Source organism: Wolbachia endosymbiont (group A) of Campoletis raptor, assembly GCF_964026755.1.
Taxonomy (GTDB): domain Bacteria; phylum Pseudomonadota; class Alphaproteobacteria; order Rickettsiales; family Anaplasmataceae; genus Wolbachia; species Wolbachia pipientis.
In genome coordinates this window covers 293,346-309,754 of the sequence record NZ_OZ034695.1, presented here as the reverse complement: position 1 = coordinate 309,754, position 16,409 = coordinate 293,346, and the positions used below count along the sequence as shown (strand labels likewise).

Genomic DNA, 16,409 nt, shown 5'->3' with positions numbered 1-16,409 from the left:
TTTTCTGCTAGAAGTTGCCTTCAAATTACTTGGTGCATGACACTGGGATCTCATTTATATTACATAATTCCATCAAAACAATTCGATAAACTACCTTCAAAAATAATTTAATCTTGCTTGAATAAAACATGGCCAAAATAATCCATGTTTTCAAGCACTTTTCCACTACCTAAGGCAACACAACAAAGTGGGTCATCTGCAACACGAACCGGTAATTTTGTTGTTTCACTGATAACTTTACCTAGATTACGTAATAATCCACCACCACCGGATAAAACTATTCCTCTATCGACTATATCAGAAGAAAGTTCAGGTGGAGTGCTCTCCAGCGCAGTCTTAATAGCAGAAATTATCTGATGTACAGGCTCTATTAAACTCTCTGCAACTTGGTATTCTGATAAAAGCATTTCTTTTGGCATGCCACTCACTAAATCCCTGCCTTTAATTATCATTCCCTCTTTGTTATTTTCACCTGGCAGACTGGCTGAACCTATGCTTTTCTTAATTTTCTCAGCGGTTGTTTCACCGATTAATAACTTATGATTTTCACGAATATATGATTTTATTGCTTCATCCATAATATCGCCACCTACTCTGGCAGAACGTGAATAAACAATTCCGCCTAAAGAAATAATTGCAACTTCAGTTGTACCGCCTCCTATATCAACAATCATAGAACCCTCAGGTTCAGTAACCGGGAGCCCAGCTCCGATTGCTGCAGCCATTGGTTCTTCAATTAAAAATATTTCATTTGCACCAGCACTTTCTGCTGCATCTTGTATAGCACGCCTTTCAACTGGCGTGGATCCAGATGGAACGCATATGATAATATTAGGTTTATTAACAGTGAATTTTGTGTTTGCACTGCGTATGAAATATTTTAGCATTTCTTCCGCACTTTTAAAATCAGCAATAACTCCATCCTTTAAGGGCCTTATCGCCTCTATTTCTCCAGGCGTTTTTCCAAGCATCATTTTAGCTTTTTTACCAAAAGCATAAGGAACGTAGCTTCCTTTTTCTTTTATTCTTGCTACAACTGAAGGCTCATCAAGCACTATTCCCTGATTTTTCTGATAAACTAAAGTGTTTGCAGTGCCAAGATCTATAGCAATATCGCTAGCAAATAAACCTTTGAAAGTGAAAAGACTACAAAACTTTTCGGTTAATTTTCGAACAAAATTCATACGCAACTCAAGAAAATCATTTATTAAGACAAATTATACTTTCCAGATAAGTAGCTAATGCAGCACTCAACGTCTAAACCCTTACCTGTTACTTTTTTTAGCAGTTCCAGGCCACACTTTGCACTGTATATATTTTGAGATAACCAACTGATAAGTAAACTAAAATCTCCTTTTATTATAGCACTTAATGATTCGTAATGATTCTTTTTAACGCAAGAGAAAATCTGCACAGCAGCAATTAAAGCAATAATTTTTATAGGAAAGTAGCCCATAACACCGCTTGCCCAATATTCATCTTGAAAATAAGTGTTTAGCTCATTTTCAGCTTTTACTGGAATTTTATAGTGCTTCATACCTTCCAGCCACGCATCATGCAGGTCTTTGACTTCCAATGTACCATTTATTATATCTTGTTCTAACCTAGTTCTCAACATAATATGAGCTAACAGACTAAATTCATCTGCATTTTTTAAAAAAGAAGAAAGGTTTATTTCATTGAAAATCAAGTACAAATTTTCAACACTGCTAACTTTCTCGTTAGTTTTGCCTTTTATAGCAAATTTCTCTTTTATGTGTGGTTGAATAAACTCAATAAATTCTCTGGATGTTCCAATCATCCTTTCCATGAATAACCCTTGAGTTTCATACATAACATGTCTCGTAATTGGGCTACTTATAGAATTTTGCGCTAAACATTTTTGATAAATTGCATAACCACTATGCCGTAAAAGAGAAAATAAACCATAACAAAAGTCAGATTCATCATAATCTATAGGGTAGTAATAAGAAGTACGAACCTCATGCAGTGCGACACCCATTTGCTGTAAACATGACGAGCCAAGTTCAATCTGCTTCTGAGTAGCAACTTTTTGTATATTAGTAACCTTATCCTTTTTCTGCTTTTCAATTATTTTATCTACATTTCCACTAAAGAATTTGCCTACCTTGGGAAATATTTCCTTTATATTCTTTTCTGTGATATCAGAGTCATAGTCAGCAAGCAGTGAGTCGTATTTTGAGCATTTTAATTGCTGCGATTTTATAGAAGCTACTTCGCGAATGAGTTTGATTAAATCAGTAAAACGTTCTTTTAGTTTTTCCAAGTTACTGGCTTCAGAATTGGTTAGCCTCCATAAACTTTGGCATTCAACTTTAGCTTTGGACAAAGATTTTACTAAATCAATAGGAACAGCACTGTTGCTCTTATGTATTCTCTCTATTAACTTTAGCTGCTGAGTATTTGCACTTTTTTTGTTACCAAGAGCATCTGCTAATGATTCCTTTATTACGTCATGAGAGATAATTTCATGTCTGATTTCTTCTAGAAGGCTCATTTGTTCAACTTTGTCCTCTATATTCAATTGGCTTTGGTTTAGTACTTTTAGCGTATTTTCGATATTCTTTACCCTATATAATACTTCCTCTAAAAACTTATAAGATTGCATATTTGTTCATTATTTTAGAAAACATCTGTTTAATACCGTAATAGATTAATAATAAAGTTAAAAGTATATTTGCTTAAAGTACAATAAAAAATTGTACTTTTTATTCTTTTATTGGATTTTTCTACTCAGAGTCCAGCATATTATAGGAAAATTAATTGTAAGGTTGTAGAAAAAGTATTTAGTATTTTATTTCTCTTGACTATATTACAATATGGAGAGATATTAGCTACTGAAATTAAAGTTACGCACTATTTAAAATTTATGGAGGTTTAGTAATGTGGAGTAGACTGGTTATAATGTGCTGTTTTTGTTTATTACTTACTGGTGTAAGTTCTTGCCCAAAAAAAGGAGCAAATACAGCAAATAAAATAAATTCTGTTGTTAAGCAGATAGGTGATAAAAGAGTTTTCTTTGGTTATGATGAATCTAGTATTGCTGAAGTAAGTGCAGATGCATTACTTGACGTAATGGAGGTGTTACAAGATAACCCTGACGCGAAGGTTACTTTAACTGGTCACACTGACAACCGTGGTTCTCATGAATATAATCTTGCGCTAGGCGCTAGAAGGGCAGATGCAGCTAAAAAATTTATGGTTAGTTGTACACCCTACATAGAAAACAGAATAAAAACTGCTTCTAAAGGTGAAACTGAGCCTTTGGTTAATGTAAAAGATGATTCTAGAAATTCTAAATATGAAAAAGAGCATGCTAAAAATCGTAGAGTGGAATTTTCATTTTCTGGAATAAAGAAATAGTTTCTTGCATTAAAACCTGGATCCCAGTGTCAAACACTGGGATGACATAAGGAAAGGGCACTGGGGTAGACAAAAAAGGACAAACTTGTCATATTTCGTTGCTTGTTAGCGGGATCTATATATACCACAAATAAGTCGCGGTATGACGTAAGAGATCTGACCTGTCTGGCCATCAAGAGACATAATGGAATTAGAGTTATTATTTCAAAATGTGGTTAATAGTTTTGCTTTCTATAACAATCAAGTTGCAGTTGCAGTATCAGGTGGTGTAGATAGTATAGTCTTACTGCACTTAATGACTAACTGGGCAAAAAAAAACAAGCTTTCACTTCCTACAGCATTAACAGTAAATCATGGGTTACGTCCAGAGTCTCAAAAAGAAGCTGATTTTGTTGTAAGTTATGCAAAGGAACTTGGAGCAAAGGAATCGTTCATATTAAATTGGGAGAAGCAAAATATTAAAGGCAATATTCAGTTACAGGCACGAAAAGCACGGTATAAGTTACTAGCAGAGTGGTGTAAAAATAATAATGTTAAATATTTACTTGTTGCTCATCACAAAGATGATCAAGCAGAAACGTTCTTGTTAAGATTAGAGCGAGGTAGTGGCGTAGATGGATTATCATCAATGGACTACAAGTCTTTCCTAAATGGTATTTATATATTTAGGCCATTGTTAAATTTTAGTCGTAGTGAAATAGAAAAGTACGCTAAGCTTCATCGGTTAAAATGGATCGAAGATAGAAGCAACTATGACTTAAAATACAGGCGAACTTTATACCGTAACTTACTTAAAGCAAGTGATAATCAAGAGATTTTAACAGGGCGAATATGCCTCACAGCCCTTCATATGAAAAGAGCTGCAAAAGCGTTGATGCACTACACACGCCTTGCGTTTAATGACTGCGTTAATGTGCATGATCTTGGTTATATTGAAATTAAACTAAGTGAGTTTTATCAATTGCCAGAGGAAATAGCCTTGAGGCTTCTTCTTTACTCCATAATGGCAATTGCCAGTAAACATTATAAACCAAGGTACAACAGCCTTATCGTAATATTTAATAAAATATTGCAAAAGGATAGTAATGTTAACTGTACACTTTCTGGGTGTAAAATAAGAAAACATGGAGAAAATATCTTGATAATTAGAGAATCGTCAAAGATACAAGAAATTACCTTAAACCTACCTTTAAATGAATCTACTCAATGGGATAACAGATTTAGCTGCACAATACTCGGAAATCAAGAGTGTTCAGTTATCATCGCTCCATTAAAAAAAACACAAAAAGTTCCTGAATTTCTGAAGGATTACAACTTCTGCCCTGAAGTTTTCTATTCTTTGCCTGTAGTGCTAAAAGATGGAAAGGTGCTTGCTTATCCTGATGTAAATTATAACGGAAAAAATACCAATGACGATAAGGTTCAATGCATTATTAATAGCACGATAAAACAAAATTTGGTAAGCTTGATTAGTATTTAGTTAGAAATAGAAATGAAAAAATTTTTAGAAGGCTTATTGATCTGGTTAGTAATTATTGTTCTTATTTCAGTTGCTTATATTCAGTTCAGCGGAAATGTAGGTAAAAGTAAAACAATTATACCTTTTTCGGAATTTTTAACTAGATTAGAAGACAATGATGTAGAAAATATTGTCATAAAAAACCAGAGCATTGAAGGCAAGTTCAGGGACGGTTCAAGTTTCAATTCAAGCGGTGTCATATATAGCGACCTAATAAAAAATTTACATGATAGAAAAGTGAGATTCTCCTTTTCAACTGGAGATTCTGCCATGAACGTAATTGGTGGATTACTTATCTCATGGGTCCCAACATTTATCTTTATTGGCTTCTTGCTATTCTTTCTTAAACAAACACAAGCGGGGGGCAACAGAACTATAAGCTTTGGCAAGTCAAGGGCTAGACTCATTACTAGTGGAAAAAAAGTAACATTTGATGATGTTGCCGGAATTGATGAAGCAAAAGAAGAGCTAGTAGAGATCGTTGATTTTCTTAAACAAAGGCAAAAATTTCAAATATTAGGTGGAAAAATACCAAAAGGGTGCCTTTTGATTGGCTCTCCTGGAACTGGTAAAACTTTACTTGCTCGTGCAATTGCAGGAGAAGCTAATGTGCCATTCTTTAGTATTTCTGGATCTGATTTTGTTGAAATGTTTGTGGGTGTTGGTGCAAGTCGTGTTCGTGATATGTTTGATCAAGGCAAGAAAAATGCTCCTTGTATAATTTTTATAGATGAAATAGATGCGGTGGGTAGACATCGTGGCATTGGTCTTGGTGGCGGCAATGATGAAAGAGAACAAACATTAAATCAGTTATTAGTTGAGATGGATGGCTTTGAGTCTAATGAAGGTGTAATAATAATTGCTGCGACTAACCGTCCGGATGTCTTAGATCCAGCACTGCTTAGACCTGGTCGTTTTGACCGACAGATTACTATTTCTTTACCCGATATAAATGGGCGTGAAAAGATATTAAATACTCATATAAAGAAAATATCAATAGCACCAGATGTAAACGTGAAAACAGTTGCAAGAGGAACACCAGGCTTTTCTGGAGCTGATTTAGCAAATTTAGTGAACGAATCTGCACTTATTGCTGTAAGAAGAAACAAGAAGATTGTTACCATGGACGATTTTGAATATGCACGTGATAAAGTGATGATGGGCGTAGAAAGACGATCCCTAATTATGACAGAAGAGGAAAAGAGACTGACTGCATACCATGAAGCTGGTCATGCGATAATTGCTGTTAATATGCCTGCTTCTGATCCTATACACAAGGCAACAATTATTCCACGCGGTAGAGCACTCGGTTTAGTTATGAGACTACCAGAAACAGATAGAGTGTCCCTCACAAGAGAAAAGATGATAGCAGATATTACTGTTGCTATGGGTGGAAGAGTGGCAGAGGAGCTAATTTTTGGCTACGATAAAGTCACAAGCGGTGCATCTTCGGATATAAAACAAGCATCTGATTTATCACGCGCTATGGTAACAAAATGGGGAATGAGTGACAAAATAGGTCCGATCTATCACAATCGCGAACAAACCATGCATGGTTCTGAGATAATTTCTGAAGATACGTTAAAACTTATAGATGAAGAAGTGAAGAAAGTTGTGTCTTCTTGCTATGAAAAAGCAAAAGAGATTTTGACCAAGCATAAGAAAGGCTTAGATCTCATTGCCGAAAATCTACTGGAGTTTGAAACTTTAACAGGAGATGAAATAAAGGACATATTAAATGGAAAAAAAATTGTTAGAGAGGAAAATGAGAAGAATGAGAAAATAAAAAAATCCTCTCTCTATGAGAGTTGACCTCATCTTAAAAATGTTAATCAGCTAACGCTGCAATAAAACAATTTAGAATTGTAACTGTCAATATAAATTGTATTAAAATATTCATAATATTGCATTTTCATCACAGTAATGCTATCATTCAGTTAGTATTAATGTTTAATGAGGTGTGAGTAATGATTGATATAGCTTCTATTGGTGTAAGTACAGTTATTGATCAGAATTATAGAAGAAAAGCACAATTATGTTTATCAGGATTATTTGTAACTGTGTCAATAGCAACTGTTACCTGGTTTATTTTCCCTGCGTCACAAAATGTATTAGCTCCGTTTTTACTTCCGGCTATGTTCTTGCTCTTCACTTTATCGATGGGTTATTACATGTTCATATTTAGTTGTGAAGAAAAATCTTTGGTAAAGAATGTTCTTGGTATGGTTGAACCGGCTGAATCGGTAAAGAGAGTGCATTGCCAAGAAAATATTAAGTCCTTATTAGCAGAAGTGAGAAGTACTACGAAAGATAGGTTTCGCAACGTGCTTGTTAATCTTTGTTTTGAAGATCGTAGTAAAGCACACAAACTTGCATTATATGTGAAAGAAATTGACGATATTGTGTCTTCAATAAAAAATAAAGACCTCTTAGACCATTTTGATCAATTTTTTACTATTACTGAAGTAAGCAATAAAAAAAATAGAAGTGAATTAATGAACCTCGCAAGGGCATATAAGATGATAAGTGAAGAAGATCCAGACAAAATACAGGATTTTTTAGCTACTCAAACAAAAAGTTATTCATATGAAATAATGTTACCTGAAATTGATAATTTTCTATCACAAGCTAGGTGATTTTATCAATAATTTCATTGTGTACGTGATTATCATTTTTTGTTTCAATTCCAGTGATAACACTGCACCTAACGGGCTCTTTTATGGCTATTTCCTGAAATCCTTTTCTGACCTTATTGTAAAAATTAACATCCATTTCTTCATATTTATTCTTGTCTTTTGCTCTATTTAACCCAACTTTAACATCAATATCTAGAATAAATGTAATATCTGGACATTTAATTTCCACTAGCTTATGTAAGTCCCTTATTAGCCCTAAGTCAACTCCAAACCCATATCCTTGATATGCAATAGTTGAATCAATAAACCGATCACAAATCACTATTTTTCCTTCTGCAAGAGCTGGTAATATTAATTTTTTCATATGTTCGCGCCTCATCGAGATAAGTAGCAAGAGTTCAGAAATAGAATCAATATTATTCGTTAACAATACTCCTCTTACCTTCTCTGCAAAGTTAGTGCCACCTGGTTCTCGAGTCAATACCACATTATTTTCGCCGCGAATTTGCTTAAAATGATTTGCAAGTAGCTTAGATTGTGTTGTTTTACCAGAGCCGTCTATTCCTTCGAAAGTTATGAACATAAGTTTTATAATTATAATACTAAAAAAGAATATGCAAACAGTATACATAGAAACCGTTTGACATTTAAATAATAAGACCGTAAATTACATGTGGTATAATAATAGTCTATGGTTGCTCTGAATACTCCTAAAGTTGATTTTAGTTTTACTGCAAAAGATTTTAATCTTTTGGGAGTAGACAATAAATATTATGCATTAAGTGACTGTTGTGGAAAAAATGGTCTTATTATAATGTTTATATGCAATCACTGTCCTTACGTTCAGTCAATTATTAGCAATCTGGTAAGCGATGTTGATCAATTGAAAAAAGATTATCAAGTAGACACCATTGCAATAATGCCAAATGATGTAAATGAATATCCAGAAGATTCCTTTGAAAATATGATTAATTTTGCCAAGGAAAATAAGTTTACATTTCCATATTTAATTGATAGTACACAGAAAATAGCTAAAGAATACGGGGCTGTTTGCACTCCTGACTTTTTCGGCTTTAATTCCAATTTAAACCTTTGCTATCGTGGACGTTTTAACGACACAAAAAAAGAAAAGGTTCAAAGCTATGAAGTAGGAAGTAGTGACTTATTTCAAGCTATGAAATTTATTGCAGAAACTGGTAATTCTCCAATTGACCAAAAATCAAGTATTGGCTGCTCAATTAAATGGTCTAATTCTACAGGTTAAATATCATGCACAGTGGCTCTCAGCATTTGTTTGATATTATAATTTTACTTTCTGCTGCTGTGTTTATAGTCATAGCATTTTGGAAAATGAATATTAGTCCAGTGCTTGGTTACTTCGTTGCAGGTGCAGTTATTGGTTCTCACGGATTTAATCTGATACACTCAGCTGAAGCAATGGATAATCTTGCAGAATTTGGTGTAGTTTTTCTATTATTCATTATAGGCCTTGAATTGACATTTGAACGCCTGATCGCTATGCGTATTCATGTATTTGGGTTCGGTTCTCTTCAAGTTATAGTTACCATGGTAGCAATATGGTGCATCGCTCTTGCTTTCGGAGTGAATACGAATATAGCAACAGTTATTGGTGGTGGGCTTGCGCTATCCTCAACAGCAATAGTGTTGCAGGTTCTGCAAGAAAAAGGTTCTCAAGCAAGTCAGGTTGGTAGATTGTCGGTAGCAGTGCTATTAATGCAAGATTTTGCAGTGGTACCATTAATAGTATTGGTACCTTTACTTACTGGCAATTCTGAGCACAGCCTGATAAGCTCATTGGCAGGTTCATTGGTGCAAGCAGCTATTGCATTAGTGCTGATATTTATAACTGGTAGATTATTGCTTAGACCTTTATTTTCGGTTATTGCTAAAATGGAAAGTAATGAGGTCTTTATATCAACAACGCTTTTAATAGTATTAGGAGCAGCATTTATTACTGAGCAATTCCATTTATCGTTGGCATTAGGTGCATTTGTCGCTGGATTGTTAGTTGCAGAAACAGAATACAGACACTCAGTGGAACACGCGGTACTACCATTTAAAGATTTGTTTCTTGGCTTATTTTTCATGACTGTTGGTATGTCCATCAATACCGAACTTTTACTCAATAAGTTACCACTAATCACCTTATTATCGATTATCCTTATCGTTTTAAAAACATCTATCATATATATATTGTGTAGATTTTTTGGGTTTAAGAGTGCACCTGCTATACAAGCTGGGTTACTGCTTTCACAAGGCGGTGAATTTGCGTTTATTTTATTTCGCTTAGCAGATGAGCTAAATGTGCTACCAAGTGAAATCGCTCAAGTACTTATGATGGTAACTACAGTAACCATGGCTTTCACTCCTCTTTTATCGGGGCTTGGAGATTGGATAGCAAACTCATTTAGCACTGAGAAAACAATATTAGATGATGAAGCTGTTGAAACAGATACACAAGATCTTTATAACCATGTGATAGTTGCTGGATTTGGTAGAGTGGGATATATGGTAACAAAAATGCTTACTGCAGAGCATTTAAGTTACGTTGTTGTAGATATTCAATCGAAAATAGTCAAAGAAGGAAAAAGTGATAGTTTTCCTATATATCTTGGAGATGTTACAAGATGTGAAATTTTAAAATCGGTAGGAATAGAAAGAGCTCAAGCTCTCGTTATTTCAATAAAGAATGAAGTTACTATAAAAAAAGTTGTTTCTTTAGTTGCAGCAAATTTTCCGCATGTAAATATTGTAATACGCTTACCAGATCTGAGTAATGTGGAGGTTTATAGAGATCTAGGAGCTAGTAAAATTATTCCTGAAACACCTGAGATAGGATTGCAGCTAGGTGGAGCTGCACTGAGCCTTAGTGGTATTAGCGAAAGTGGAGTTACGTCTTTAAAAAGTAGATTTAGAAAAGGCAATTATAGTATGTTAAAAGACCTTGGTAGTGATAAAGATGAATAACTACTTCTCTAATTTTATGTACAGAAAGCTTCAAGCTTTGTTGAGGTTAGATGCATGGCTAATGCTGAAACAAAAATTCCAGTGCTCCCTTTCTTGTCATCCCAGTGCGTGACACTGGGATGGCTTTGTTGCATCGCTAGCTATGATGGATAAAGATAAAAAAGATGGAGAATATCAGTAGCTTATTATTCTGGTATTTATAACAAGAACGGTCAGTGAATACCTAAATTTGAGTAAAAGAAATTTCACTACCACTCACTAATCCGGCTAAAATTCAAGAATTTCAATGCTTTAGCTATTTTCAATAGAATTAAATTTATTAATGTAAATAATAAATTACTATTCTTAAATTTGATCAGATTGATTGCAAAAAAACAAGATTTTCAATAGGTTGCTTATAATCCTAACTATAGTTAGCCTTTCATAAGTAGCGATGCAACAAAGCCCACTGGGATCCAGATTGGGCACTAAGTTGGTAAACACGAAAGCGCTTTACAACGTTTTTGATGGAACTGTGCAAAAGGACTGGATGCCAGTGGGCTTTGTTGCATCGCAACTGAAAAATCTGGTGGCTACTGACAAAATTCATTATAAAATAGCCATTTAACCTTGAAAGAAAAAATATGCCACAAAAAATGAGGGTCAGTAACCATAGCGAATATAACAAATTTCTAGAAAAAAGAGGAAATATTTTTCATTATATCAACGAAGCCATAGAAAAGTGGTACGAGAATGGTCCAAAAATACCAGGTGGCAACAATATTTATAGCGATAAAGTTGTAATTTTGGTGCACATAATAACTTGTTTATTTAGAATAGGCCTGAGGCAAACAGTTGGGTTTATAGCAGGATACCTTGAGCAAATTGGGAAAAATTTGCAAGTTATCAGCTATTCACAATCATCAAGAAGGTTTAAGAAACTCAATATTAAGATCAATGATTGCAGAAAATAATATGGAAGATATCGAAATTGCTATAGACAGTACAGGAATTAGTATATACAACAACACTCCTGGTCATAGCAAAGAAAATAGCGAAGATAGAAAGTATCGCAGCTATGAACAGACAAGAAAATTGCATGTAATGTTGAATACAAACAGCAAAAAAGCCATAGCTGTAAAATACAGTAACGGTATCTACTCTGATCACTATGGAGCTTGTGATTTGCTAAAAGAAGTCGATTTTCAGAGGTTGTCCGGAAACAAGTAAATTCAAGCATATTCCCTCTTTAACATAACCCTACTCATAGCTAGGTATATGAAATTCTCAGTGGATGTTGTGAGTAAATCATACTCCTTCGATAGCCTTCTATTCCTATTAACCCAAGCAAAAGTCCTTTCTACAACCCATCTTCTTGGCTGTACTTTAAACCCTTGTTCTCTTGTTGGTAGTAGCTCAGGTGGCGTATCTTTGTGCACCCAAAATCTACATGGAGGCCTTGTAACAATTTCAATATCTATGTCATATTCTTCCTTTATGTGATTCTTTAAATTTCTTCCTTGGTATCCCATGTCAGCCCACATTTTTTTAACTTTAGTATATTTTGTTCTCATATTGTTTAATGCTATTTTAATACCATCTCTATCATTTTCGTTAGCAGCGCCTACGTAACAACCTAGTATAAAACCCTGAGTGTCTGTAATTATATGCCTTTTTCTACCCTTTACTTTTTTACTTCCATCATAGCCTTTGATCCCCCCTTTTCTGTAGTCTTTACAGATTGACTATCTACTATACAGGCACTCGGCTGCTCATTCCTTCCTATTTTTCTTCTACTATATTTTGTAATTTCATAATTCATTTTCTCAAAAATTCCCTGCTTCTTCCATTGCCTGAACTGCTCATACACAGTCTTCCATAGCGGAAAATCATTTGGTAAATACCGCCATTGACACCCTGTACGCAATACATAGAAAATTGCTTCTAATATTTCTCTTTTGCTATACTTTGGCGGCCTTCCTCCTTTCTTGTATGATACTCTGAAGTGTTTTTCTATTCTTGCCCATTCCCTTTCGCTTAGATCTGTTGGATACTTTTTTCTCATCTTTACCCCGTACTAAAATTTCAGATATTATAGCCTTTTACTTGTTTCCGGACAACCTCTTAGCTGGGGCTTCTTTTGCCTTTTTTTCGCTTGGTAAATTTCTTAATGTTTATAGCTAACATGAAGCTAAGTACGAACTTTGTTAAATACAACAAATGGTGTCATCCCAGTGCTCCTTTTTTTGTCATCCGAGTAGCTGACACTGGGATCTATTTTGCATGTAACTCCAATTGTGTTTTGGCATAAAACGCGACGCGTATTAGACTTATTTGCAAGCAAAGCTTGCTAGATCCAAGTAGTCAGGGCACTGGGATGACATCATAGGGACACTGGGATGACACCCTGACAATCGTCATCCCGCTACTTGTTAGCGGATGAGATACCGCGGCGGTATGACGGTTCGTGGCGGTATAATGAAGCTTGAAAGCGGATCACCTTTCACGACCCGTGTTTACTTCATTCACTTTAGGAGTATTAACAGGCGTTATTGCCGGGTTCTCAAGCTTTGTTGCCTGCTTCAAACCCTCGCTTACACTTTTGTCCTTTAAAATTTCATCAAGCTGCTTACTCTTTTGTTGCTCTTCGTTATTTGACGTATCTCTTTGAGCATCTTCTTTCATGCCACGAGCATTCTCTACATCCTTTTCACCTTCACCTAAAAATTTTTCTAATATTTTCTTAACAAAGCGCTTCAGAAGACTCAAAAACCCTTCTTCTTTTTGATTTTCTTGTGGTTGAGGCGTGTTATCTTTTTTGTCCGGCTCAGTGTTGAGCTTCTCTTTTACAGAACTCTTGCTCACTGAGGGATTAACGGTTTGTGAATCGTGCTCTGATGCTGTTTGCACAGAAGCTTCAGTAGTCTTTTTTTGTGTATTATGTTCAAGGTCTTTAACTGCTGTTGTAGTTTTTCTCGGAGTGTCTTGGAGTTTTTTGTCACTTTTTGGCTCTGCAACTTTTTCACTTGTGAAGATGCCCTTCCCTTTATATTGTTGGTCAAGCTCAGCAATTCTTTCAAAATCTTGACGTACTTTTTCATCTGCACGTCCTTTTTGACTTTCAAATTTCTGACTCAATTCTGCAACGTTTTTCATTTTGTTCTCAAGCTCCTTACTTTTCACAGCTTTTACAGCCTCTGTTCCTTTTGCGATATAATTAACCTTCTTTTCTAATGAGGTACCTTCTGGAAAAGCACCTGGAGAACGTTCAAAAACATCTTTAAACTTTTTTTCAACACTTTCTTTAGATGTCTGGGCCATACCTGTTACCTATTAAAACATATCATATAATCAGTATATTAGCTAATTATATAAAAAACAGTTAACATAACTTGTGGTAAAAAGTGTTTATCAAGGGCGTCCTATTTATATCTTTTTCATTAAAATGCTATTTACTTATTAAGTTAAAATGTATAATTATGTAAGAAATGAAAGATAGCCCATTAGTAGTAGTATTCGATTGGGATAATACCTTAGTTGACACTCAAGATAACATTTTTAATGCTATTAAGCATACCATAAACTCAATGGGGTATAGTAATAAAGCTGCTGATAGAAATTCCCATGAGTCGAGAAAGAGCTATATGGTCAATTTGTTTGGCGATCAGTGGAAAAAAGCAAATCACATATATCAACAATACTTAGATAATGCGCTATTACAAAACATTGCTCTGAATCAAGGAGTAGAGGAAATGTTGCAGACACTGAAAAGCCACAATGTTTATCTAGCAATAGTAAGTAATAAGAAAAATACTAATTTACGTGAAGAAGTTACCTATTTTAAACTAGATTCTTACTTTGAAAGAGTGGTTGGGTCATGCGATACTGCAGAAGATAAACCATCTGCAACCCCACTGCTATTTGCATTAGAAGAGAGTACGTTGCCTATAAATAGAGAAAATGTGTTTTTCGTTGGTGATAGCATCACAGATGTTCTGTGTGCACAAAATGCCAATTGTTTACCTATTATATACGGTCAATCAATAAGCGGTTATGAAGATTTGTTATGTTTTCAACATTTTGATAAACTTACAGATTTTGTAATAAAGTATTTAGAAGATAGGTAATGACCGCTGTTACAGAGATTGCCAGTATAACAAGACGCTTTTGCGCGTATTTAATAGATGTAGCAATTTTATTAATTCCAACTTTATTAATTATACTGCTATTAGAGGATTCTCCGTTGATCTTACATCTATCATACATGTGTGTAAATTGTAGTTACTTCACATATTTTATATCTTCAAAGGCCCAAGCAACTCCCGGTCAACAGTTAATGAATATGTATACTATCAATTTAGATAATTCTAAAATAGACTTGAATTTAGCGTTTGACAGAAGCTCCTCCCAGTTTTTTCTTCCTTTGTTAAACAGTGTAGTAGTTGTCCTTACTGAATTTTTGCGAGATCAGGAAGTATTAGTGAATGTCTTGAGTGCATTGAAAGTAATTATAGTGCTACTCACTCTCTGCTGGTATCTAGTTGCTTGCTTCTCTAAGAAAAAACAGACATACCACGACATGCTATTTAATACGGTTGTTATCAAAGGAACTATTAAATGAGTTGCTATAACTATCGTTATCATATAAATTATGCTGATGAATTGAACTAAGGGAAGATTATGAATGAAGAGATAGTAAAACATTTGAACAAATTATTGACCAATGAGCTGACTTCTGTACGCCAGTATCTTTTGCATTTTGCGATTCTCAAAAACAATGGAATTAATAGACTTGCAGAAAAGGTAAAAAATGAGCTTAACGAAGAACTTGAACATGCAAACAAGTTGGCAGAAAGAATTTTGTTATTTAAAGGAGTCCCAAATTTTCAGGATACAAACGAAATATCAAAGTATGATGGAAAGTTTACAAAAGACACAATACGGAAAATCTTAGAAGCTAATTTGAAATTAGAGGGAAAAGGTATTAAGGATATCAAAGAAACGATTTCTATCGCTGAGAAAGAAAAGGATTTTGTTAGTGTAATGTTATTAGAAGAGATGTTAAAAAATGAAGAAGAGCACTTTCATTGGATTGAGAAACAGATCGGTCTTATTGAACTAATGGGTGTTGAAAACTATTTAAGAACACAAATATAGAGTGTTAAAAAAGATAGTATTTATTTTAATTATACCTTGCTCACTTCTTTTTTTATTAGGGTTATGGCAAATATTCAGATTGAACTGGAAGAATAATATTATTAAAAGTATGAGTCTTCCAGTGGTTCATCTATTGCCCAATAACGACCTTGAAAAATTTAACTATAGGCATGTCAAGATTGATGGGATTCTAAGTGATATAGAACTATATGTTTTTGCAGGGCAACACGGCTATCACGTGCTGTCTCCTATGTTGCTCACCACTGGACGTTACATGTTGGTGAATAAAGGAATAGTTAGAGAAAAAAAGGAGAAAAAAGTAAAAATTGAAAAAGTAGTTGCAGATGGAATTTTATATTGCGATAGCAATAAAAGTAAAAATTGGTTTATCAAGAACGATACTGCTTCGAATACATGGTTTACCCTGAGTACAGAAGAAATTTCCAATGAGTTAGGTATTAAGCTAGAGAAGTGTGTATTGTGGCCGAACAATTTTGGCAGCAAAGTAGCTATACAGCCAATGAAGCATTTGGAATATGCAATCACTTGGTTTGCACTTTCCTTAACTTGGTTGATTATGTGCGTAATTTACTATAGGCAAAACCTCAATGTATCTGTTCAGCAGGGTGGCAAAATAAGGTAGACGAAAAAAGACAACTATAGGAACAAATGGGTGTCATGCCAGTGCGTGACACTGGCATGGCTTTGTTGCATCGCTCTTCGGATAGTAGGTAACGTACAATAAA

At 34.6% G+C, this 16,409-nt stretch carries 17 protein-coding genes and 1 pseudogene; 13 read left to right on the top strand and 5 right to left on the bottom strand.

The features are described from left to right. Window positions 1–107 precede the first annotated feature (107 nt). Both AAGD74_RS01590 and AAGD74_RS01585 read right to left on the bottom strand, forming a co-directional pair. Window positions 108–1,184, bottom strand: a complete 1,077-nt coding sequence (locus tag AAGD74_RS01590) for a rod shape-determining protein (RefSeq protein ID WP_341810693.1) — start codon at window positions 1,182–1,184, stop codon at window positions 108–110. Window positions 1,185–1,207: 23 nt separating this feature from the next. After that, window positions 1,208–2,629, bottom strand: a complete 1,422-nt coding sequence (locus AAGD74_RS01585) for a carboxypeptidase (RefSeq protein WP_077188438.1) — start codon at window positions 2,627–2,629, stop codon at window positions 1,208–1,210. A gap of 275 nt (window positions 2,630–2,904) precedes the next feature. Between AAGD74_RS01585 and AAGD74_RS01580 the strand changes: the two genes are divergently transcribed. The 4 genes from AAGD74_RS01580 to AAGD74_RS01565 all read left to right on the top strand — a co-directional run bounded on the left by AAGD74_RS01580 (window position 2,905) and on the right by AAGD74_RS01565 (window position 7,539). Next, window positions 2,905–3,384, top strand: coding sequence for an OmpA family protein (locus AAGD74_RS01580; RefSeq protein ID WP_341810692.1), 480 nt, complete (start codon window positions 2,905–2,907; stop codon window positions 3,382–3,384). A gap of 184 nt (window positions 3,385–3,568) precedes the next feature. Then, window positions 3,569–4,864, top strand: a complete 1,296-nt coding sequence (tilS, locus tag AAGD74_RS01575) for a tRNA lysidine(34) synthetase TilS (RefSeq protein WP_338482665.1) — start codon at window positions 3,569–3,571, stop codon at window positions 4,862–4,864. 12 nt (window positions 4,865–4,876) lie between these two features. Beyond that, window positions 4,877–6,715 carry an ATP-dependent zinc metalloprotease FtsH gene (gene ftsH, locus AAGD74_RS01570; RefSeq protein WP_341810691.1) on the top strand — a complete coding sequence of 613 codons (1,839 nt, stop codon included), beginning with the start codon at window positions 4,877–4,879 and terminating at the stop codon, window positions 6,713–6,715. 155 nt (window positions 6,716–6,870) lie between these two features. Further along, window positions 6,871–7,539, top strand: a complete 669-nt coding sequence (locus AAGD74_RS01565; RefSeq protein WP_010081999.1) for a hypothetical protein — start codon at window positions 6,871–6,873, stop codon at window positions 7,537–7,539. Here the strand turns inward: AAGD74_RS01565 and tmk are convergent. After that, window positions 7,532–8,122, bottom strand: a complete 591-nt coding sequence (gene tmk / locus AAGD74_RS01560; RefSeq protein WP_236515193.1) for a dTMP kinase — start codon at window positions 8,120–8,122, stop codon at window positions 7,532–7,534. The genes AAGD74_RS01565 and tmk overlap by 8 nt on opposite strands. A gap of 108 nt (window positions 8,123–8,230) precedes the next feature. Between tmk and AAGD74_RS01555 the strand changes: the two genes are divergently transcribed. The 5 genes from AAGD74_RS01555 to AAGD74_RS01535 all read left to right on the top strand — a co-directional run bounded on the left by AAGD74_RS01555 (window position 8,231) and on the right by AAGD74_RS01535 (window position 11,736). Further along, a complete protein-coding gene (locus tag AAGD74_RS01555; protein WP_338482670.1) occupies window positions 8,231–8,803 on the top strand; it encodes a thioredoxin family protein in 573 nt (190 codons plus the stop codon). A 5-nt stretch (window positions 8,804–8,808) separates the two neighbouring features. After that, on the top strand, window positions 8,809–10,527 hold the full coding sequence (locus tag AAGD74_RS01550) for a cation:proton antiporter (protein WP_338482672.1): 1,719 nt from the start codon (window positions 8,809–8,811) through the stop codon (window positions 10,525–10,527). A gap of 433 nt (window positions 10,528–10,960) precedes the next feature. After that, window positions 10,961–11,134, top strand: coding sequence for a hypothetical protein (locus AAGD74_RS01545; RefSeq protein ID WP_341810690.1), 174 nt, complete (start codon window positions 10,961–10,963; stop codon window positions 11,132–11,134). A 16-nt stretch (window positions 11,135–11,150) separates the two neighbouring features. Next, complete coding sequence (locus AAGD74_RS01540) at window positions 11,151–11,480, top strand: transposase (protein ID WP_007548762.1); 330 nt, start codon at window positions 11,151–11,153, stop codon at window positions 11,478–11,480. Further along, window positions 11,464–11,736, top strand: a complete 273-nt coding sequence (locus AAGD74_RS01535; RefSeq protein WP_341810689.1) for a transposase — start codon at window positions 11,464–11,466, stop codon at window positions 11,734–11,736. The genes AAGD74_RS01540 and AAGD74_RS01535 overlap by 17 nt, the downstream gene beginning before the upstream one ends. Window positions 11,737–11,738: 2 nt before the next feature. Here AAGD74_RS01535 and AAGD74_RS01530 read toward each other — a convergent pair. Together AAGD74_RS01530 and AAGD74_RS01525 are read right to left on the bottom strand one after the other, a co-directional pair. Next, window positions 11,739–12,571, bottom strand: a pseudogene (locus AAGD74_RS01530) (IS5 family transposase). A gap of 431 nt (window positions 12,572–13,002) precedes the next feature. Next, window positions 13,003–13,827 (bottom strand): hypothetical protein, encoded by an 825-nt coding sequence (locus AAGD74_RS01525; RefSeq protein ID WP_341810688.1) that lies wholly within the window; start codon window positions 13,825–13,827, stop codon window positions 13,003–13,005. 167 nt (window positions 13,828–13,994) lie between these two features. Between AAGD74_RS01525 and AAGD74_RS01520 the strand changes: the two genes are divergently transcribed. Genes AAGD74_RS01520 through AAGD74_RS01505 form a run of 4 tightly spaced genes read left to right on the top strand, consistent with a single transcriptional unit; the run spans window position 13,995 to window position 16,306 of the window. Continuing rightward, window positions 13,995–14,633, top strand: a complete 639-nt coding sequence (locus AAGD74_RS01520) for an HAD family hydrolase (protein ID WP_077188431.1) — start codon at window positions 13,995–13,997, stop codon at window positions 14,631–14,633. After that, window positions 14,633–15,127: an RDD family protein gene (locus tag AAGD74_RS01515; protein WP_077188432.1), complete on the top strand. Its 495-nt coding sequence runs from the start codon at window positions 14,633–14,635 to the stop codon at window positions 15,125–15,127. Before AAGD74_RS01520 ends, AAGD74_RS01515 begins: the two co-directional genes overlap by 1 nt. A 59-nt stretch (window positions 15,128–15,186) precedes the next feature. Continuing rightward, entirely contained in the window at window positions 15,187–15,663 is a 477-nt protein-coding gene (bfr, locus tag AAGD74_RS01510; protein ID WP_341810687.1) for a bacterioferritin, read from the top strand. A gap of 1 nt (window position 15,664) precedes the next feature. After that, window positions 15,665–16,306 carry an SURF1 family protein gene (locus tag AAGD74_RS01505; RefSeq protein ID WP_077188434.1) on the top strand — a complete coding sequence of 214 codons (642 nt, stop codon included), beginning with the start codon at window positions 15,665–15,667 and terminating at the stop codon, window positions 16,304–16,306. Window positions 16,307–16,409: the final 103 nt, after the last annotated feature.